This window comes from Desulfuromonas sp. DDH964 (assembly GCF_001611275.1).
In the GTDB taxonomy this organism is placed as follows: Bacteria; Desulfobacterota; Desulfuromonadia; order Desulfuromonadales; family DDH964; genus DDH964.
The window spans coordinates 3,618,168-3,637,621 of record NZ_CP015080.1 but is presented as its reverse complement, the minus strand read 5'-3'; the positions used below and the strand labels follow the sequence as shown (position 1 = coordinate 3,637,621).

Sequence of the window (19,454 nt, the reverse complement as noted above, 5' to 3'; positions counted from 1 at the left end):
CGTTCAGGTGTGACCGGCACGGACCGTGCGGTCCGTGCCGGTCGGGGCGGGTATTACTTCTTGGCCAGGCGCTTTTTGGCTTCGATCAGATCACGGATCGGGTCATAGTCGGCGTCGGCCACGTCGTCGTACTTGGAGAGCTTGAGTGCCGCCAGCCCCTGCTGGTCGTCGAAAGCGAGGAAGGCGTCCTTGAGTGCCTTCTTCAGCGACGCGGGGAGGTCCTTGCGGTAAGCCATCGGCGAGCCGGGGATCAGCTTCGAGGTCCAGATGATGTTGAAGTCCTGGTCCTTGTTCCAGAGCTTCCCTTCGCCGCGGACCATGTCGAGGTCGTTGGTCGAGGCGGCGTCGACCTTGCCCCCCTTGACGGCGAGCATCGACGCCTCGTGGCTGCCGGAGTAGATGACCTTGGAGAAGTACTCATCGGGGACAATCTTCATCTCCTGGGTGAAGAAGACCGTCGGCACCAGGGTCCCGCTGGTGGAGTTGGGGTCGGTGAAGGCCCAGACCTTCCCCTTGATGTCGGCCAGGCTGTTCAGGCCCGAGCCTTTCTTGGTGATGATCACCCCGTGATAGCCGTTGGTGCCGTCCAGGCCGACCTCGATGGCGAAGGCCTCTGCATTGGCACGGGCGGCGGCCTCACAGTAGGACTTGGGTCCGAAGTAGGCGAAATCGACGTGCTTGAACTGCATGCCGGTGATCACCCCGGCATAGTCGGTGCTGGTCTTGAACTCGATCGGCAAGCCGAGGCGCTTTTCCAGGTACTGGACCAGGATCTCGAAACGCTCGTTGGCGTTGCTCGACGACTCGGTCGGGATGACCCCGAAGGTCAGCTTGTCGGGCCAGTCGGCGTCCTTGGCCAGAACCAGGGTGGGGCAGAGCAGGGCTGCAGCGAGCAGCGCGGCGACTAGCAGCTTGATGCGTTTCATGGGTTTCTCCTTTGTTTGATGAATTTCATGGTGATTTTGACCATCAGGCTTGGGCCATGGCGGCCGCAGGGAGGTATTCCTTGATCCGCGGCATGTCGTGGGGGTGGTGCTGGGAGCCGCGGTAGATCTCGTCGATGGTCTGCCGGTCGAGTTCACTCGGCGGCCCGTCGAAAATGATCCGCCCGCCGTGCATGCCGATCACCCGGCTGCAGTACTCACGGGCGTAGTCAAGCTGGTGCAGGTTGGAGACCACAGTGATGCCGTAGCGTTGGTTGGCGCCGCGCAGGGTGTCCATCACCCGGCGGGCGCTGATCGGATCGAGGGAGGAGATCGGCTCGTCGGCAAGGATGATTTCCGGTTTCTGCGCCACTGCGCGGGCGATGGCGACCCGCTGGCGCTGGCCGCCGGAGAGCCGGTCGCAGCGTGACAGGGCTTCGTGTTCGATGCCGACCACCTTCATGTATTCGGAAATTTCCTCGTATTCCTCACGCCGGTAGAGCTTGATCAGGGCCGGCAGGAGCGCCTTGCGCTGGAGCATGCCACTGGCGATGTTGTCGAGGACGCTCATTCTGGCGACCAGGTTGTAGCTCTGAAAAATGACACCGATCCGGGCCCGCAGCTGCTTGAGAGCGGCGCTGGAGATGGTGGCGAGGTTTTCGCCGAGAACCGAGATCTGGCCGCCGAGGATCGCTGTGGTCCCGTTCAGACCCATCAGCAAGGTCGATTTGCCGACGCCGGAGGGGCCGATGATGCTGATGAATTCCCCCTTGTTGACATGGAAATCGACCTGTTTGACGACTTCCTTGCGGCCGTAACCAAGGATCAGCTGCTGGGTCTGGATCTGCATGGTGTCTCCTCTGCCAGGGAGTTCCGGAGGCAGGTTTGCCGGCCGGGACTCCCTGGTTGAAAATAGTTCACTTGCCGGCAAAATCGATGACGATGCTCCCCAGATCGCCGCGCATCCGGCTGACGCAATATTCGATCGGGCGCTGGTGCTGATCGGTGGCCAGACTGCGCGTGGTCAGCAGGGGGACGGAGCGGGGAATCTGCAGCAGGTCGCCCTCGCGCTTCTTCGCCAGGGTTACTTCGAAAATCGAGGACTTGCGGCTGGCATCGATTCCGTGCAGGTCCCGCAGCAGGGCGTACAGGGAGAAGCCTTCGCCAAGATAGTCGACCAATCCGGCGAAGGGGTCACCCGGCAGCCAGGAGAGAGCGAGGCTGAAGGGGATCCCGTTGACCGAGCGAAGAATTTCGAGAGCCAGGATGGGCGCACCCGGTTCCAGTTCCAGGCGGGCGGCCAGCCAGGGATCGGCCTGCTCCAGGCCGGCCCCGAGCAACCGCGCTCCAGGTAGCAGGCCGGCTTCCAGGATGGCGGAGCTGAAGCGGACCTTTTTGGAAACCTGGTACGGCACCTTGTCGCTGGCAACGAAAGTCCCTTTACCGCGGATGCTGTAGACGAGACCGTTGTCCTTGAGCTGGCGAAGGGCCTCCCGGGCGGTGTGACGGTTGACGCCGTAACGCAGACCCAGGTTGTGCTCGGTCGGCAGCTGATGACCGATCGGGTAACGGCCCGATTCGATCTCCTCCTCGATTCGGCGTGATATCTGGCGGTAACGTGCCAGGCCTGCAGACCTCTCGGCCATCTGCTTCTCCCTGTTTGTCTATACAAGCTGATGACAGTTTCCAACCGGCGAGTTTGGTCCGGGCAAGAATCAGGTGAAAAATTGGTTACAGCGGATTAGTGTTTGATTAGGAAAAAATCGAATTGTTAGGGGAAAATACCTTCTCGTCACAGATGCCGAATCCTGCCTCAGAGGCCGTCGCAGAGGGCTCGGCGGTTGGGTGAGAAGCGGATGGCGAGGATGCGCAGCACCATCAGGACCACCACCAGCGCCAGCAACATGGCGACCCGCGCCAGGTCGACCTCGTGGTACCAGAAGGCGAGCAGTTCGGTCAGCAGCGCCACCAGCACGGTGTCGATGATGTAGGTGACCTTGACCTTCCCTTCGACGAGGTAGGTCATGGCGGTGCGGAAAACCTCCATCATTGCCAGGACGCCAAGCACATCGATCAGCACTGCACGGTTACCAACCGGAGATGCCGGACCGGGGCCCAGGGCCAGCAGTGCCTGCTCGACGTCGATCAGGGCGCGGATAATGCCGGAGACGATACTGCCGAGTATCGCCAGGATCAGCAGACAGAGCAGAATGCGGCTGAGCTGTTCGAACCAGACCCCCGTCGCCTGGCGGTCGGGGAAATAGTGGGTGATCATAGGTGCCTCCCGGCGATCCGGTTCCAGACCGCGGGCTTCCGTTCACGGTGCCGGCGATTCCCCGCCGTCTCGGCAAGATGGCCGAGGATATCCTGAAGGACGGTGGAGAGGAGCCAACACTCGAGGAGCAGCCCCAGCGGGCCAAGGAGGAAGAAGAAGGCCAGACCGATCCGGGTCCAGGTTCCGAGGGCGAGGCGCCGGTCGATGATCAGGGCCGGCAGCAGGTGCAGCAGCACGGTAAACAGTGCGCAGAGCAACCACAGCTCAAGTATGTCCACACGGTCCTCTTCGAAGGGGAGGGGGAAGCGTTCTGATCGGGGGTGGCCGTTACCACTTAAGTAAAGCGGTTGTTGGTTCGGGCCAGGTTTTCACCAGGTAAGAGCTTTATGAAAAAAGCGACCCCACCTGAGCGGGGTCGCCATCGCATGCCAGGGAGGCGCAGTGAGCGCTGCGCCGGGCAAGAGGTCAGAAGACGTACTGGGCCTGAACGAAGAGTTCATCCTGGTCCTTGTCCTTGACCCCGTTCAGGTTGCTGCCGATGCGGTAGGTGGCCTGCAGCTTGATGTCCTGCTTTTCGAGGAACCAGTTGACACCGAAGGAGGTGCGGGTCCAGACCTCGGCGTAATTGTCGGCGTCCATCGCTTCATAACCGGCAACCAGTTCGATGGTCTTGGGTAGCACCATGTAGCCCCCTTCGAGGGCGTAGTTGCTGAGCTCGGTTTCACCATTTTTATAGATACCGCCGGTGAAGGTGCTGTCGCTGGTCTCTGCCTGGAAGAGGTTGTACTCGGCATCGACGGAGAGGCCGAAGCCGCGGAAGCCGGCGCTCACCTCAAAGCCGTTGACGTTGTCGACATCGGCCTTGCTGGTACTGGTCGAGAGCCCGGTGGTAGCATCGGTGTAACTATTGTTGTCATCGTCGTTGGCCCAGGTAAAGGCGGCCAGACTGATCGTGGTGCGGATCTCATCGCGTTTGAAGTCGCCCTGATCCATCTTCATGTAGCCGAGGGGGTGAAAGTCCACCCGGCCGCCGAAAATCCAGCCCTGGTTGAAGTCGGCGTTGGCATTGACCGGCGTGTCGAAGTCGAGCTTCTTGGCGTCGGGATCGATGTTGGCCTCGGCGCCGGCGAGGTGGAGTTCGAGCTTCTTGTCGAGGAGCTTGTAGTGGGCGAAGATACCGGCGTTCCGTTCCGGGGTGCCGAAGTTATGGTCGCCGACGAAGGTCCGCTCGACCAGCTGCTGCTTCTTCGATGAGGTCATGTCCTCGCGGGAGAAGGGGAACTGGGCGTTGCCGATGGTGATGCTCAGATCCTTGACCCCGCTGTAGCGCAGGTAGGCATCCTTGATCGCCACCTCGTTGTCGTTCTCGGCCTTGCCCAGGTCGAACTCGAACTTGCCGAGCCAGTTCTTGTGGATGCTCCCTTCGATATAGGGCCGCAGCCGGCGGAAGAAAATGGTGTCGGTCTTCTCGCCGCCGTCGGGGTCCGTCATGTGATACTGGAGCTGGATGCGGCCACCCAGTTCGACCCATTTTTCACCATCTTCGTAGCGAACTCCGGCCACCGCGGGGAAGGCGGTGGCGGCCAGCCCGACCAGGGCGATGGCGCCAATCAGAAACTGTTTCATGGTCGATCGGTTCATTTTTTTCCTCCTGTGTGATGGTTGATAGCCACGAATGAAATCTGGCCTCCGGGAGTGGCCACCCCCGGGACAGCCCTAGAAGACCGTCCCGGCATTAGCGTCGGGTTAAGAAAAGACGTGTATGCGGTTAAATTCCATATCGGGTAATGGGCGCGGAAGCTGGCGAGGGCAGAGGGAAGGCGGGCAGGGCCCACGGCGCAGTATGGAGGGAGGCCGAAACTAAAAATCCCCGTTTCCGACCAGGCGGCGGAACGGGGGGCAGGGGGGCGGCACGGCCGGGCGGGGCTACTTCTGGAAGAGATCGTGGCGGCTGGCGCCGCAATAGGTCGAGCGGCTGCTGCGCAGCAGCCGGGCGAGGTAGAGTGGGCAGCAGTCGTAATCATCGCTGCTGCAGCTGAGGCGGATCCGGCGGCGGTCCGGGATCAGGCCGGAGGCGGCGGCGCGGCAGCGGTTATTGCTGTCGCGATAGGGGCAGCCTGGGGTGGCGCTGTCGAGCAGGTCAAGGGCGTAGGGCATCGAATCGGCTCCTTTCTGTAAATTTGAGCACGAGAATGCCGGAGAAATGTCAGGATTGTGTTGGCGGCGGGTGAAGATCGGGTGTGGAGGCAACAGTCAGGCAACCTGCAACTCCAGGCGGCAGTTGAAGGCGGCGGCGAAGAGGTCCCCCTTGGTTTCACCACCGTAAAGCTCCACCGAAAGGTCGTCCCTCCCTTCCAGCCGCACCTGAAACGTCTTTCCCCGGAGTTGGCAGGAGAGGCCGGTGACGAGGCGGTTGCGGCGCCGGTCGAGGCCGTCGGCGAGCCGCAGGATGCCGCCGAGACGCATCACCAGCAGCCGGTCCTCGTCGCTCAGGCGGGAGAAATTGTCGTGTTTCTTCTTCGGCAGCGACTTGCGATGGTAGCGGGCGATGTTGGCGACGAGTTCGCGCTCGCGGGGAGAGAAGCCGAACAGGTCGGCGTGGCGGATCAGGTGGTAGGAGTGCTTGTGGTGCTGGTCGTAGCTGATGAAGTAGCCGACATCGTGGAGCAGGGCAGCCGCCTCGAGGAGCTGGGCGTCCCGCTCTTCCGTGCTCCAGAGGGGTGCAACCCCGGCCAGAAGGCGTTGCGCGAGCTGATTGACCTGCTGCGAATGGTCGGCGTCGAAGTGGCAGGCGCGGGCGAAGTCCTCCACCGACTGGCGCCAGTCCCGGCGCGCCGCCGGATGGGGCAGCAGGTCATGTTTCTCCAGCAACTGCAGGATCAATCCTTCGCGTATCCCTTTTTCGTTGATGCGCAGCAGGTTGGTCCGGTAGTGACGCATCAGTTCATCGACCACCAGCACCCCGGCCACGATGATGTCGGCCCGCTCCGGGTTGAGGCCGGGGACGGCCCGGCGGCTCTTCTGGTCCTTGCGCGCCAGCATCGCCAGCAGATGGACGACCTCGGATCTCAGCACTTCGTAGTGGTGCGACGAGTCGAACTGCTCCTTGCGCATCGCCATGACCATGCCGGCGATGTTGGTCATGGTGCCGCCGGAGCCGATCAGGTACTGGACCGGAACGGTGCCCCGGCTCAGGTGGCTGTGCAGGCTCTTGCGGACGTGGCGCCGCAGTCGATCCAGGTCGGCGTCACTCACCGGGTCGTGGGGGAGGAACTGCTCGGAGAGGACGACGGCGCCAAGTTCAAGGGAATGGAGCTCATCGACGTGGTCCCCGATCATTGCGACGATCTCGACGCTGCCGCCGCCGATATCGACCAGCAGGGTGCGGCCGCCGGCAAGGTCGAAGTTGTGACGGGCGCTGCGGGCGGCCAGGTAGGCCTCCTCCTCGCCGCTGATCAGACGCACCCCGACCCCGGTCGCTTCGGCCATCGCCGCCAGCAGCGCCGTGCCATTGGTCGCCTGGCGCACGGCACTGGTCGCCACCGCTTCGATGGCGGTGACGGCGAGACCGTCGATGATCTTTTTCATCCGCCGCAGCGCCGCGAGGGCCCTCTCCCAGGCCGCCGGCTGGATGGCACCGCTCGCTGCCAGCCCCTCACCGAGGCGCACGGTGGCCTTTTCGTCATCGAGGACGCGGAATTCTCCGTTGCCGTTGGTTTCGACGACGATGCAGCGGATCGAGTTGGTGCCAATATCGATGGCGGCGAGGCGTTCGGCCATGCGGGTCCATTCCTGGGGGAGCTGAAGGGGAGCGACGGCTGGCTGCTGACCGTTCCCCTTCAGTGTAACGGAAAAAGAGCGACGAGAGCTGCAGGAAATATCAGGCGAGGGCTTTCTTCAGGGTCTTGCGGGTCTTCTTCAGCCCCTTGGCGATCCGTTTCGGACTTGCCTCGCCGAGTTCGGACAGCTGCCGATCGCTCTTAACCAGGGCCTTGCTTTTCCGCTTCAACCGCCCCGGCAATCCGGCCACGATCTGTTCAAGGAGAGTGCCGACCTTGTCGATCTCCTTCTTCATGCGCGCCGCGGTCTTCTTTCCAGTCCCGCCGTCACCGCCCACTTCGAGCAGCGCGGCAAACTGGGCGACGACCTCCTGCAACCGGCCGGCGATTTCCTGGAGACGTGCCGCTTCCGCCTTTTTCCCCCCGGCGGCGGAATCGAGATTGGCCCGGGCCGCCGCGGCCTCGAGGATACCCGGGATCGAGCGCGGGTTGAGACCGCGGATGGCGCCCAGCGCCTCTTCCCCCGCCGCGGCGAGTTTGGCGTAATCGTCAATGCCGGTGGCCACCAGCTTCCGGGCGCTTGCTGCTCCGAGGCCTTTGAGCTGCATCAGGGATTTTACCGCGCTGCTCTCCATGAGATTCTCCTTTTTCGGTTAGCGATCAGCAATAAGAGATTCGCCCGCAGGGACCGGTGCGTTACAGCAGGTTGCGCTTTTTGCCGGCGCGGGCTTTCTTGCGGCGAAACCGCAGCGAGTCCTTCTGTTTTTTCTGGGTGAATTCGATCAGGCGCTGGTGGCTGCCGGCAGCCTGCTGGTCCGATTCGGGCTGGCGCTGGCGGTAGCTGCCGTCGGCCTGCATCTCCCAGGCGCTGACCGGGTCGCCGAGCTGGATCTCGAACATCTGCTCCAGTTCCCGCTGCAGTGCCGGGTCTTCCACCGGGACCATGACCTCGACGCGGTCCTCGAGGTTGCGGCGCATGGCGTCGGCCGAACCGATGAAATATTCCTCGGCACCGCCGTTGCGGAAGTAGTAGACCCGGGTGTGTTCGAGGAAGCGCCCCACGATGCTGACCACCCGGATCGTCTCCGAGACTCCCTTGACTCCGGGGCGCAGCCGGCAACTGTCGCGTACGATCAGGTCAATTAACACCCCGGCGCGGGCGGCGCGGTAGAGGGCGCGGATGATCTCGACATCGTCGAGGGCGTTCATCTTGAAGCGTAGCAGTCCCGGCGACTCCTTGCTGTGCAGTGCCGTCTCCCGCTCAATCCGGCTGAGCAGGGCTTTTTTCAGCAGCTTGGGGGCGGGCAGAAGTTTGTGATAAGGGCGCTTGGGGGTATAGCCGGTCGTCAGGTAGTTGAAGAGCTCGGTGGCGTCCTCGCCGATCAGGGGGTCACTGGTCAGAAGGCCGTAGTCGCAGTAGAGCCGGGCGGTGCCGGGGTGGTAATTGCCGGTTCCGATGTGGACGTAACGCCGGAGGCCGCTGAAGTCCTGGCGCACCACCAGGATAACCTTGCAATGAGTTTTCAGGCCGACCACCCCGTAGGTGACGTGAATGCCGACCTCCTCCATGCGGCTCGCCAGGCGGATGTTGGCCGCCTCGTCGAAACGGGCTTTGAGTTCCACCACCACCGCCACCTGTTTGCCGCCGCGGGCCGCGGCGATCAGGTGGTCGATGATACGGCTCTGGCTCGAGGTGCGGTAAAGGGTCATCTTGATCGCCCGCACCTTGGGATCATTCCCCGCTTCCTGGAGGAAACGCTCCACCGAAGAGGAGAAGGACTCGTAGGGGTGATGCAGAAGAATCGAACCGGCGTCGCGGACGATGTGAAAGATGTTGCGCTCGGTCTGCAGCCGGGGATGGTCGAGAGGAATATGGGGCGGATAGCGCAGCTCCGGCCGGTCGAGGCCGGCGAGCTCGAGCAGGTCACGCATCGCCAGCATGCCGCCGACCTCGAAGACGTCAGCCGATTCGTCGAGGGCGAGCTCGGCTGCGAGCATGCCGCGGTGCACCGGGTCCATACCGTTCTTCACCTCGAGGCGGACGATGGGGGCGAACTTGCGGTGCTGCAGCTCGGTCTCGATCATCGCCAGCAGGTCGTCGGCATGTTCCTCGTTGCGCTCGGTGTTGGCATTGCGGGTGACCCGAAAGAGCTCGCATCCCAACACTTCCATCTCCGGGAAAAGCATGTCGAGGTTGTTGCACATCACCTCTTCGAGGGGGATGTAGCGTTCCTTTTCGCCGACCTGCAAAAAGCGCGGCGCGCCGGCGCCGACCGGCACCTTGACCCGGGCCAGGGAGATTTCGGCGGCCTGGGGGGCACGCAGGGTGACAAGGAGGTTGAGGGAAAGGTTGGAGACGAAGGGGAAGGGGTGGGCCGGGTCCATCGCCTGGGGGGTGACCAGGGGGTAGATGTTACGGAAGAAGTGTTCGCGCACCAGCTTCCGTTCGCGGGCGCTCAGCTCCTGGTAGGAGACCAACGCGATCCCCTGCGCCGCGAGGAGCCGGGTCAGCTCGGGCAGGAGCTCTTCCTTCTGCCCCTCAATCTCCCGCACTCGCCCGTAACATTCGACGATCTGCTGCTTCGGGGAGCGGCCGTCCATGGTCAGGCTCTGCAGCCGGGCACCGATCTGCTGCTTGAGGCCGCCGATCCGTTTCATGAAGAATTCGTCAAGGTTGGAGCTGACGATGGCGGCGAACTTGATCCGCTCCAGCAGTGGTACCCGCTCATCGCGGACCTGGTGAAGGACCCGGCGGTTGAATTCGAGCCAGGAGAGTTCGCGGTTCAGGTAGAGCTCCGGCGTCAGCAGATCCTGCTGCTCGCGCCGGGGCGAGGTTTTCCGGACTGGGGGGTGGGCGCCCTTCATGGTGGCTTCCTCGGCGGTTAGCGCCGGGGGCGCAATTTCGCTCTGCGGTTCCGGCACTGTGGGTGGGGAATCAGGGTGCATGGGGGGCCCCGGGCTGGCGGTTGGCAGTTAGATCCATACCCTCGTGGCACCACGGCCCCGAAGGAAACTTTACCTGAAATAGCAGGGGGATGTTAGAAATCGGTTAAAAATGGGGGGCCAGTGGAAATTATTTGGCGCCGCCGCCGGGATTGTGCGGGTTGCCACGGGTCAACTGTTGGCGGCCGGCGAGGCCTGTGCCGGAGGATTCCTACGGCGGGTCCCGTCTTCGCCTCGCTCGCGGGGGTGCGGGTTTTTCTCGGCGGGCTTGCCATGGTCGGCCGGGCCTTCCGGGCGCTGGGCAGAACGCTGCCCCCCGCCGTCGGTACCGAGGAGTTCCTGGCTGGGAGAGCCCGGAAAAAGCTCGGTGCCGGGGGAACGTTCGCCGATCCGGAAGCTCCCCATTTGGGTGTTGAGGATACCGATCTGTACCTTCTGGTTGGCGACTGCCCCGGCGAGGACCGCCGACGCGGCGAGATTCGCCTCCGCCGAGTGGTGAATCTCCTCCACCGCCCGGCCGATCTGCTGGCTGCCGCGGGTCTGCTCCTCACAGGCATGACCGATCTGGCGGATCATGCCGTCAACCTCCTCGATGGCCGCGGCAAGGACCTTGCTGCCGTTGCTCTGCTCGCGGGCCAAGTTTTTGACCTGCAGGGCGTAACTGCGAAGGCGCTCGACCGCCGTGGTAATGGTGCGGGCCGCCTTGCTCTGTTCGCCGGTGGCGAGGACGGTGTGGTCGACCATCTGCGAAACTTTTTCCATGGCGGCACCGATTACCCTGGAGCTCTCCGCCTGTTCGCCGGTGGCGCGGCCGATTCGTTCCATGCGGTGGTCAATCTCGTGAATCCCTGCGACGATCTTGGTTAGCGCCGCGCCCGAAGCGAGAGCGAGTTCTTCCCCCTCGACCACGCGGCGTTCGGTACGCTGCACCGCGGCCACCACCTTTTCGGTCTCCTGCTGCAGGCTGTCGATAACCAGGGCGATTTCGCCGGTCGACTGGTTGGCCCGGTCGGAGAGCTCGCGGATCTCTTCCGCGACCACGGCGAAGCCCTGGCCATGAACCCCGGCCTGGGCGGCGATGATGGCGGCGTTGAGGGCGAGCAGGCGGGTCTGGTCGGTGACATCGTCGATCATGCAGAGAATCTTGCCGATCTCCTGGACCCTGGCGGAGAGGTTGCTGATCGCCGTGGCGGTTACCTGGGAGGCCTGGCGAATCTCGTGGCTGCCGGCGATGGCCGTGGCCATCGCCGCTTGTCCCGCCTCGACGTCACGACGCACTCCGGCGCTGACCTGGGCGGTTTCCGAAACCGCGCTCTCGACCTCGCCGAGGGCCGTGTCCAGCTCTGTTACCGATGCGACGGTGGCGTCGGCCGATTTCTTGAGGACGAGGGAGTTGTCCGCCACCTGCTGGATCGAGCTGGCGACTTCAGTGATCGAGGAGCCGACTTCGTCGGCGATCCGCGCCAGGTTTTCGGCGCTGCCGGCGAGCTCCTCACTGGTCGCGGCCATTTCCAGGACCGAGGCGGTGCCGTTGGACGAGGCGCCCGACAGCACCGTCACCCCTTCGTTTACCTGTCGCACCGACGCCGCAATCTCCTGCACCGCCGTGCGGGTCGAAAGAACTCCTAGGGACTGGGCGTTGGCCGCCTCGGTCACCTGGTGACAGGCGCCGTCGATCTGGCTGCCGACCGCAGCCAGCTCAACGGCGACGGTATGGACACCCCGGACCCGCTCCTCGAGATCCGCGGCGAAGGTATCCATCGCCCGGCTCATGGCACTGATTTCGTCTTTTCCGGCGAGTTCCAGACGTACATCGAGGTGCCCCTGTTCGAGTTCACCCAGCACCTGTACCGTGCTGCGCAGCCGTCGGGTCATGTGGCGGGCCAGCAGGATGCCGCCGCCCAGGCCGCAGAGGATGCCGACCACGGTAGCGATCAGGGCGATCGTCTGGCTGCGGTTGCCGGTCGCGGTTGCCTGGTCGCTGTCCGTGATGGCTTGGGCCGAAACTTCGGTGGTAGTCGCTTTGAGGGCGGCGACGCTGGCATCGAAGGCGCGGGCGACATCGCCGAAGACGTAGTTGATGGCAACATCGAAATTGGTCAGGCGCTCATCGACATAACTGCGGGTCGATTCGACCGCCGCCTGAAAGTCACCTAGGGCCGGCGCCCCGTCCCGGGCCAGCAGTGCGCGCGCCTCCCTGGCCCGGCCGCGCGTGAGCAGGTCGGCGATGGTGTCACTTGCCTCGTGCAGCCGTTGGTGGGGAGCACGCAAGCCGGCGAGCAGTTCCTGCAGGCCGGGGTCGTCGCTCTGGTAGGTCGGCAGCCAGCGGCCGAGGCCGCAGGCGAGGGGGCTGGTCTCTTCCCGGAACGGTTTGCCGTCGCCGACCGCCCGGCGTAGCTCGTCGAACCACTGGCGATGGTCGAGGAGATGGCCGGCGAGGATGCCCGGCAGCAGTTCGACGTTGACGATGCGGTTGGCGGCGACCAGATCGATCATACGCCGGTGCTTGGGTGCCCAGCTGTCGAGGGCGGTTTCGGTTTCGCTCCAGAGTTCCGCCTGGCGCGGCGTCATCGGCAGCGCTGCAAAGGCCGCGCGGCCTGAAGCGAGGCGGCTGCTGGCCTCCCCGAGGCTGACGAGGATCTGTTCACGGCGTTCCGGCTCGAGCCTCGAGTTGACCAGGGCGAACTCGTCAACGCGGATGGTGTTGAGGGTTTCGACCATCTGGTCGATGGCGTGAATCTGCGGGGTGCGGATCCGGATCACCATGTCGAGGCCGGCCCGGGTGGCATCGAGGCCGAACCAGCCGAGGCCGCCGATGGCGAGGGTGATGAGCATGGCGACCAGGGTCGCACCGAGGAGCTTGCCGAAGATTTGCATGAGCAGACAGCCTTCCTGTCCGGGGAATCCGGTACCTTGGAGGGGAAGCCTGCCGGGGAAATGTTGGCGCTGGATTAACGGCCGGCTACGGATTGGTTAGCGGGGGACGCGGTGGCTGGAGGAAGGTTTGTCAGGGAAGAGGCGTTCGATCCGGGAGCGGTTTTTGACCCCGGTGTGAAGGGCGAAGCGGACCAGGAAGAGCTCCCGGGTCGCTAGGCGCCGGCGCTCGAGGCGTTCGAGCAGGCGTCCCGTGGCAAGGAGGGTGGCGACGGTCGCCTGGCCGGCGGGTAGGTTTCGGGCCAGTTCCTCCAGGGCAGCCGCCTGAAAGGCGCAGTCGTGGTCGGCGCCGAGGACCTCCTGCAGACCTTTCAGGGTTTGGATCAGTTTTTCGAACGGTTTGCGCGGCGGGATAGGACGCAGCGATTCGAGGAGGTAACGGAGCTTCTTGCAGGTGATGCGCAGTCGGTGGAAGGCCTCGGCCGGTGACCCGACATCAAGCCCCTTCCCCTGGCGCAGGCTGCGCACGTAGAGCTTGCGGATGCGTCGACTGGCCAACTCCTTCGCCGACTCACGGTCTGGGACTGCGGCTGCCCCTGCCGGCGGCTCCGCCGCCAGGAAAGTCTGCCAGTGATCCAAAAGCTGCTGGCAGCGGCGGCTTTCGAGCACCTGCTGCAGCTGGAAATCGGCCGCACGGTGCCGGGCGTCGAGGAGTTCGAGCAGCGGCTGCAGGTCGCTCCGGGTGGCTGCGGCTAAATCAGTGAGGTCGGCGGCGAGGCGGAGCTGAAACACTTCCAGATCGCGGGCCGGCCCGGTCTGCGCTCCCAGCCAACGGAATTCCTTCCGCAAGTGCGCCCCCTCGGCGGTGGGGAGGAGGTGGCCAAAGGCGCCCAGCAGAGCCCGGGTGCGGCGCAGGGCGACGCGAAAGTCATGGAGGGATTCGGGCCTTCGGCCGGCGAGAAGTTCCGTCCGCTGGCCGTTCAGGGTTTCGAGCAACTGTCCCAGCAGCCGCCACAGCTCCGGCCCGTGGCCCGGATCTTTTCCCCCCTGCGTCATCACTGTCGTTCCCCTGGCGTGACCGGATCCTGTTCCGCCGCGTGGTAGCGTTGCCGGATCTCCTCGAGATCGACGCTCGGCGGCGGGTAGGCCATCTTCATCGCTTCGAGGGTTTCGATGAGAATCCGGGTGACGGCGAGGTTGCGAAACCACTTGTGATTGGCGGGGATGACGAACCAGGGGGCCGTCGCGGTGCTGGTCTTCGCCAGCGCCTCGGCGTAGGCCTGCTGGTAGTCGGGCCAGAGTTCCCGCTCGCTGTAGTCGGCGAGGCTGATCTTCCAGTGGCGCCCCGGGTCGTCGAGACGCTGCTTGAAGCGCCGCAGTTGCTCTTCGGGGCTGATGTGGAGAAAGAACTTGAGGATCTGCGTACCGGCGGCCGTCAGATTCTCTTCGAAGGCGACGATCTGCCGGTAGCGCTGCGACCAGACCTTTTTCGGCACCAGCTGGTGGACCCGGGTGACCAGGACGTCCTCGTAGTGGGAGCGGTTGAAGATGGCGATCTCCCCTCTGGCCGGCACCTGGCGATGGATGCGCCAGAGAAAATCGTGGGCGGCCTCTTCCGGCGTGGGGACCTTGAAGCTGTGCACCCGGGTCCCCTGGGGGTTGAGGGGGCCGATCACGTGGCGGATGGTGCCGTCCTTGCCGCCGGCGTCCATCGCCTGCAGGCAGATCAGCAGCGAGCGGCGATTCTCGGCATAGAGGAGTGCCTGTAGCTGCTGCAGGTGCGGCAGCAGTTGGGCAATCTCGGCGTTGGCAGATTGCTTGTCGTGGTGGCCGTCGGTGGTGTCGGGATCGAAGCGCTTGAGGTCGACCTTTTCCCCTTCCCCGATGCGAAAACGCTGGCGGTAATTCATGGAGTTTCTCCCTTCGGGCTGAGTTCGGGCGACTCTGGTGCGATCACACTTCAACTCTAGCAGGGAGCCGGTTCGCTGCCAGCGGGTGAGTCAATCCTTGGTATCGAGGGGCGAGTCGGTGAAATCCCCCTTGTAGGTCCGCCAGCGAAAGGCGGCCTTCCCTTTGTCATCAATCTCCAGGGCGACCAGGTCCCCCTTCTTCAGGGTGAAATGGACCTTGATGCCGAGCAGCGAGGTGACCAGCAGACTCAGGTCGGGTTCGTGGCCGACCAGGACCAACTCCTTGATCGCCTCGTGCTGGCTGAGCAGCCGGCGCAGCTGGCTGCGACCGAAGCCGGGGGCGAGCAGCGGTTCCACCAGCAGCGGACCGGTAAAGCCGAAGGTGCAGGCGAGAATTTCGGCGGTCTGTACCGAGCGGATCAGTGGGCTGGTCAGGATCAGATCCGGCTTCATCCCCCCCTCGCGGAAGTGGAGTGAGTTCAGGTTGAAGGTTTCCCGTCCTTCGCTGGTGAGGTAGCGCTGTTCTTCGGGAATCCCCCCCTGGCGGGGGATCGCCTTGGCATGGCGCAAGAGGTAGAGAATCATGGCGTAGCTCCCTGGTCCGGGGTGGGGGGAAATGCCTGCAAAAGCGGGTGAGCTTTTATCTTCTAGCCGAAGATTGTTAGCGCAGGATAAAGGCGGGTGTTTTTTTCGCAGGGACCGGCGTGCTTGAGACCTTCGAGACCAAAAACTTCCAGGGTCTCGGGCTGCGGGAATCGTACCTGGCCTTTTTCCCGCCGCTGTGACCTCTCTTACTTAATACCCACCCAGCGGTAGAAAGCGGCGTCAGTTGCCGGCCGGCCGAGAAAATCGGTGATCAGTTCGGAGGGATCCCGGCTCGCCCCGGACTCCAGGATGGCCTGGCGATAACGCCGGCCGACCTGCGGGTCGGCAAAGCCAGTCTGCTGGAACTCCGAGAGAAGGTCCCAGGCATAGACCTCGCCCCACAGGTAGCCGTAATAGCCGGCATCGTAGCCGCCCATCAGATGTCCGAACCCCGCCAGGTAGAGGTTTCCCGCGGGCAGGTCGATGCCGAGCAACTCCCGGTGCAGAGCATTGCAGGTCGCGGTTGGGTCGAGGGGCGTCGCGGCGGTGTGGAGAGTCATGTCCACCTCGCTCTGCCAGATCTGGCGCGTGTAATTGTACCCGAGGTTGAAGCTGGCGCTGGCGAGCGCGGCATCCAGCAGCGGATCGGGGATCTTTCGGTTCTGGTCAAGGTAATGACCGGAAATCCGCCGGAGGAGTTCCCGGTCGCGAGCAAAGAACTGCAGCAGCTGCGAGGGGATTTCGATGTAATCCATTGGGCTGTGATAGCCGCTCAGCGAGGTGTAGGGGGCCTTGCTGAGGGTCAGCTGCAAGACATGGCCGAACTCGTGAAAGAGGGTCTCCACATCGAAGGGGGTCAGCAAGGGGGGCTCGCCATTGGCGCCGCGGATGAAATTGCCGATCAACAGGGTCACCGGTTTCTGCAAACGGCCGTCGTCCAGCAGGCGTCCATCGCGCAACACCCCGGTGGCGAACCAGTCGTACTTGCCGTCGCGCGGGTAGAGGTCGAGGTAGACGTAGCCGAGCAGGGCGTCGCTCCGATCGTCGCGCAGGGCATAGAGTTGCACCGAGGGGTCCCAGACTACGGCCCCCTCGACCGCTGCGAGCCGGATGCCGAAAAGTTCCCGGCACAGATCGAGCAGGCCGGCAAACACCCCGTCCAGGGAGAAATATTCCTTGGTGGCCGCCTCATCGTAGCTGTACTGCTGCGCCTGGACTTTTTGGGCGTAATAGGGGATGTCCCAGGAGTCCAGCTGGCCGGCGCCGGGGTCCGCGCCCTGTTTCGCGGCCAGCATCGCCTGCATGTCCGTCGCGAAGCGGGGTGCAAGCTCGCCAGCAATCCGGTTCAGCAACGCCATGGCTGCTGCCGAAGTCCTCGCCATGCGGCCGTCGGTCTGATAATCCCCCCAGTTGGTGTAACCGAGCAGCCTGGCACTCTGCTGCCGCGCCGCGATCGCCGCGCTGAGCAGGTCGATGTTGGCCTGGCCGCCGATCTGACTGTAGGCGAGCATCATCCGCCGGCGGGTCTCCGGATCATGGGCATACTTCACGACCAGATCAAAATTCTGATACTCGGTGGTGACCAGGTAATCACCGCTGGTTGTGGTCGGGAGGCGGGCGAGGTCTGCCGGCGGCACGCCTAGCAGTTCCTGGGAGGTGAACTGCAGGGTGGTCTGATCGTTGGCGATATTCTGCTGGAACTGACTCTCCTTGCTGTCAATGGTCGCCAGCGCCGCGACCAGTTCCCCCTGTTGCGCCGCGTCCAGTCCAAGCCCCCCTTTGGTGAAACGCTGCCGGTGGTAAGCGAGCAGCTGCCGCTCGTTCTCATCTGCCGGAACGGTCTGGCTGATGGCCTGGAAGAGGTCGTTGCGGGTATAGACAGAGGCGAGAAAACTCTCGTAGGTGTCGCGGGCGGCAAAACTTTCCTGGCGGACGGCGGCGTCCGTGGCCACATCGCCCATGGAGGTCAGGACCAGCATCCGGCCATCCAGCGCGCCGAGAATGGCCTCGAACCGGAGCAGGGCGCCGCCGCTGCGGCTGGCAACGACAAGCCGGCTCAGGGCGTCCAGTTCTGCCGCCGCCTGGTCCATGGCGGCAGCTGCGGCGGAGGTGATCTCCCCCGGCTGGTAGACGACCTGTAGTGGTTCCCGGCTCGCCGTTTCCTGCCTGCTGCCGTTCTCCCCACAGCCGCCGAGGGTGAGCAACAGCAGAACTACGATTCCCGCCAGGTGCCGCCGTTGCATCATTGTTTCTCCTTATGTCCGCCCACTGGAGCAACCCGCGCTGCATTCGGGAGGGGCCCGTAACACCTGGCAGTTTGTCGGACTATCTTAAAGTCGGCTGCAAGTCCGGCTCCAAATCTCTGGATTTTCGCTGCTATCCGCATCGGCGGACCGGCTTCTAGCGTCCCAACTCCACCTGCATTTCGGCCGGGTACTCGATGGTGTAGCCGTAGTGGATGGTCTGCTGCGCCCCGGGCTGCAGTTCGAGTTCCCAGGTGGCCGGGCCGTCTTCCTGCGACCCGTTTGCGGTCGAGGTCGCCGTCAGTTTTATCCGTTTGTCCTCGACCTGGGGAGGGCTGTCTTCGACCCTCACCCTGACCGCGATCGGCTTGTTGTTGGTGACCGCGACCGCCCACTGCCAGGTCTGGGATTTGGTCCGGCTGAAGACGCCCCCTTCGTCGGCTTCCCGCGTCGGCGTGACCTTGACCTGAATCTGCGGATCGTTGCCGAAAGGGAGATCGAGCTTCTTCGCCAGCAGCGCGAACTCCCGGTGGCCGACGAAGACCCCTTCGACCAGGATGCTGGCCGGCCCCGACGGCATCGGGAGCAGGGTGTCGAATTCGAGTTTGGCCGAGAGAAAGGCCTGCGGCGACTCGAAGGGGCGCACCAGGTAGGCGAACTGCGCCGGCCAGACCCCGTCGCGGATCTTCAGTTGATAGCTTGCGCCGGCCAGCAGCGTCTGCTGGCCCAAATCGTAGATATCGAAGAGGGTTCCCGCCTGCCGGACGGGGGCGGGGGCGGCAGCGGCAAAATCCTGGGCCAGCGACTCGGGCATGGCTGCTTTGCTCATGAGACGCGGCGCCGGCAGCGGATAATCGTTCGCCGGTCGAATGAACCAGAGTTGGAGGGCGGGGGGCGTCAGGGTGACCACCGGTTCGGCCGTGGCCAGCAGCAGGCGGACATCCTTCCAGTCGACGGCGGTGCTTTGCCTGACCTGCGCGCGCCAGTCCCACTCTATCTGCCTGGCCCCGGGGCGGGCATCGAGGGTGTAAAGGGGTTGCCAGTCGGCATTCCGGACCCGGTAGGAATAACGCAGCACCTCGGTCGTCCCGGCTCCGGCGAGGGTGAGGTGGACCGACCAGCTGCGGTGTTGCCGGCTGGTGGCGTCGGCAAGTTTTTGTTCAAGTTCGTGCAGGTCTTTCTCGATCTTCTTCTTTTCCTTCTCCAGGCGCGAACGGTCCTGGTAGAGCTTTTCGCTGTTGGCGAGGAGCAGGTCGGCCAGTTTCTGCACCTCGCCGGCGGTCTGGAATTGTTCTCCGAGGGGCGCGTGCCACAACTCCAGGGCCCTGAGCCTGGCCTGGAGGGTATCTTCAACCGCCTGCAAGCGCTCCTGCGTCGCCGCGATCGCGTCCCGCAGCGCCTGGTAATCCCCTGCCGGCGCCAGGGTCGATTCGTAGCGCAGGGCGCTGATGGCCGCTTTGCCGCCGACGGTGGCGAGCTGCAGCGATTCGGGGTCGGCGGCTTCCGGCAGGGTCAGGGTCACCGCGCCGGCAACCACGGCTGCACTCCTTTGTTCTGTAATGGTGGCCCCCTCCGGATAGACCAGCACTTCGACCGGCCGGGCCAGCAGCGACGTGGGGCAGACCAGCAACAGGATCAGACCGATAAGGCAAAGCGGGTTCATCCATTCCTCCTGGGGCGATGCGGGGCAGTTCGTCGGGTGAAGAGCGATGGTGCGCCCTTCACAATACAACAAACCGCCCTGTGGTCAAATCGGGCCTGGCGGTTTGACTCCCCTCCCCGCGATTGGCTACGGGTCCTGAGCCGGCCGCTTCACTCTGGTCCCGTGGGGCCCCAAAAGAGACGGGGAGGGGCGCCAGCCCACTCCCCGTCTCCGGAATCCAGTCTCCCCGAGGGAGACGCCATGCTGAAATGGCAGGAAT

At 64.1% G+C, this 19,454-nt stretch carries 16 protein-coding genes; all 16 read right to left on the bottom strand.

The genetic code is table 11. From position 1 onward, the window contains the following. Positions 1-53 precede the first annotated feature (53 nt). Positions 54-926 carry a phosphonate ABC transporter substrate-binding protein gene (gene phnD, locus DBW_RS16590; RefSeq protein WP_066729075.1) on the bottom strand — a complete coding sequence of 291 codons (873 nt, stop codon included), beginning with the start codon at positions 924-926 and terminating at the stop codon, positions 54-56. Positions 927-969: 43 nt separating this feature from the next. Then, positions 970-1,773 (bottom strand): phosphonate ABC transporter ATP-binding protein, encoded by an 804-nt coding sequence (phnC, locus tag DBW_RS16585; RefSeq protein ID WP_066729073.1) that lies wholly within the window; start codon positions 1,771-1,773, stop codon positions 970-972. 67 nt (positions 1,774-1,840) lie between these two features. After that, a complete protein-coding gene (phnF, locus tag DBW_RS16580) occupies positions 1,841-2,569 on the bottom strand; it encodes a phosphonate metabolism transcriptional regulator PhnF (protein WP_066729071.1) in 729 nt (242 codons plus the stop codon). A 167-nt stretch (positions 2,570-2,736) separates the two neighbouring features. After that, positions 2,737-3,198 (bottom strand): phosphate-starvation-inducible PsiE family protein, encoded by a 462-nt coding sequence (locus tag DBW_RS16575; RefSeq protein ID WP_066729069.1) that lies wholly within the window; start codon positions 3,196-3,198, stop codon positions 2,737-2,739. Then, positions 3,195-3,476, bottom strand: a complete 282-nt coding sequence (locus DBW_RS16570; protein WP_066729067.1) for a hypothetical protein — start codon at positions 3,474-3,476, stop codon at positions 3,195-3,197. Before DBW_RS16570 ends, DBW_RS16575 begins: the two co-directional genes overlap by 4 nt. Before the next feature lie 187 nt (positions 3,477-3,663). Continuing rightward, on the bottom strand, positions 3,664-4,839 hold the full coding sequence (locus DBW_RS16565) for a porin (RefSeq protein WP_066729065.1): 1,176 nt from the start codon (positions 4,837-4,839) through the stop codon (positions 3,664-3,666). A 285-nt stretch (positions 4,840-5,124) separates the two neighbouring features. After that, complete coding sequence (locus tag DBW_RS16560; protein ID WP_066729063.1) at positions 5,125-5,355, bottom strand: hypothetical protein; 231 nt, start codon at positions 5,353-5,355, stop codon at positions 5,125-5,127. 96 nt (positions 5,356-5,451) lie between these two features. Further along, positions 5,452-6,978, bottom strand: coding sequence for a Ppx/GppA phosphatase family protein (locus DBW_RS16555; protein WP_066729061.1), 1,527 nt, complete (start codon positions 6,976-6,978; stop codon positions 5,452-5,454). 100 nt (positions 6,979-7,078) lie between these two features. Further along, on the bottom strand, positions 7,079-7,612 hold the full coding sequence (locus tag DBW_RS16550) for a helix-hairpin-helix domain-containing protein (protein WP_066729060.1): 534 nt from the start codon (positions 7,610-7,612) through the stop codon (positions 7,079-7,081). A 61-nt stretch (positions 7,613-7,673) separates the two neighbouring features. Beyond that, positions 7,674-9,842, bottom strand: a complete 2,169-nt coding sequence (gene ppk1, locus DBW_RS16545; RefSeq protein ID WP_066729058.1) for a polyphosphate kinase 1 — start codon at positions 9,840-9,842, stop codon at positions 7,674-7,676. A gap of 249 nt (positions 9,843-10,091) precedes the next feature. Next, positions 10,092-12,797: a methyl-accepting chemotaxis protein gene (locus DBW_RS16540; RefSeq protein WP_066729057.1), complete on the bottom strand. Its 2,706-nt coding sequence runs from the start codon at positions 12,795-12,797 to the stop codon at positions 10,092-10,094. Between the two features lie 96 nt (positions 12,798-12,893). Continuing rightward, positions 12,894-13,850: a CHAD domain-containing protein gene (locus DBW_RS16535; RefSeq protein WP_066729055.1), complete on the bottom strand. Its 957-nt coding sequence runs from the start codon at positions 13,848-13,850 to the stop codon at positions 12,894-12,896. After that, entirely contained in the window at positions 13,850-14,704 is an 855-nt protein-coding gene (locus DBW_RS16530) for a polyphosphate kinase 2 family protein (protein WP_066729054.1), read from the bottom strand. The genes DBW_RS16535 and DBW_RS16530 overlap by 1 nt, the downstream gene beginning before the upstream one ends. Before the next feature lie 90 nt (positions 14,705-14,794). Then, positions 14,795-15,289 carry a SixA phosphatase family protein gene (locus DBW_RS16525; RefSeq protein ID WP_066729053.1) on the bottom strand — a complete coding sequence of 165 codons (495 nt, stop codon included), beginning with the start codon at positions 15,287-15,289 and terminating at the stop codon, positions 14,795-14,797. Between the two features lie 206 nt (positions 15,290-15,495). After that, positions 15,496-17,532, bottom strand: a complete 2,037-nt coding sequence (locus tag DBW_RS16520; protein WP_197463670.1) for a M3 family metallopeptidase — start codon at positions 17,530-17,532, stop codon at positions 15,496-15,498. Between the two features lie 157 nt (positions 17,533-17,689). After that, complete coding sequence (locus DBW_RS16515; protein WP_066729048.1) at positions 17,690-19,195, bottom strand: DUF4139 domain-containing protein; 1,506 nt, start codon at positions 19,193-19,195, stop codon at positions 17,690-17,692. Between the last annotated feature and the right edge of the window lie 259 nt (positions 19,196-19,454).

Excerpts from the sequence above, each read along its gene's own strand:
- phnD (WP_066729075.1), bottom strand. The coding sequence starts at position 926 with ATGAAACGCATCAAGCTGCTAGTCGCCGCGCTGCTCGCTGCAGCCCTG.
- phnC (WP_066729073.1), bottom strand. The coding sequence starts at position 1,773 with ATGCAGATCCAGACCCAGCAGCTGATCCTTGGTTACGGCCGCAAGGAA.
- phnF (WP_066729071.1), bottom strand. The coding sequence starts at position 2,569 with ATGGCCGAGAGGTCTGCAGGCCTGGCACGTTACCGCCAGATATCACGC.
- DBW_RS16575 (WP_066729069.1), bottom strand. The coding sequence starts at position 3,198 with ATGATCACCCACTATTTCCCCGACCGCCAGGCGACGGGGGTCTGGTTC.
- DBW_RS16565 (WP_066729065.1), bottom strand. The coding sequence starts at position 4,839 with ATGAACCGATCGACCATGAAACAGTTTCTGATTGGCGCCATCGCCCTG.
- DBW_RS16560 (WP_066729063.1), bottom strand. The coding sequence starts at position 5,355 with ATGCCCTACGCCCTTGACCTGCTCGACAGCGCCACCCCAGGCTGCCCC.
- DBW_RS16555 (WP_066729061.1), bottom strand. The coding sequence starts at position 6,978 with ATGGCCGAACGCCTCGCCGCCATCGATATTGGCACCAACTCGATCCGC.
- DBW_RS16550 (WP_066729060.1), bottom strand. The coding sequence starts at position 7,612 with ATGGAGAGCAGCGCGGTAAAATCCCTGATGCAGCTCAAAGGCCTCGGA.
- ppk1 (WP_066729058.1), bottom strand. The coding sequence starts at position 9,842 with ATGAAGGGCGCCCACCCCCCAGTCCGGAAAACCTCGCCCCGGCGCGAG.
- DBW_RS16540 (WP_066729057.1), bottom strand. The coding sequence starts at position 12,797 with ATGCAAATCTTCGGCAAGCTCCTCGGTGCGACCCTGGTCGCCATGCTC.
- DBW_RS16535 (WP_066729055.1), bottom strand. The coding sequence starts at position 13,850 with ATGACGCAGGGGGGAAAAGATCCGGGCCACGGGCCGGAGCTGTGGCGG.
- DBW_RS16530 (WP_066729054.1), bottom strand. The coding sequence starts at position 14,704 with ATGAATTACCGCCAGCGTTTTCGCATCGGGGAAGGGGAAAAGGTCGAC.
- DBW_RS16525 (WP_066729053.1), bottom strand. The coding sequence starts at position 15,289 with ATGATTCTCTACCTCTTGCGCCATGCCAAGGCGATCCCCCGCCAGGGG.
- DBW_RS16520 (WP_197463670.1), bottom strand. The coding sequence starts at position 17,532 with ATGCAACGGCGGCACCTGGCGGGAATCGTAGTTCTGCTGTTGCTCACC.
- DBW_RS16515 (WP_066729048.1), bottom strand. The coding sequence starts at position 19,195 with ATGAACCCGCTTTGCCTTATCGGTCTGATCCTGTTGCTGGTCTGCCCC.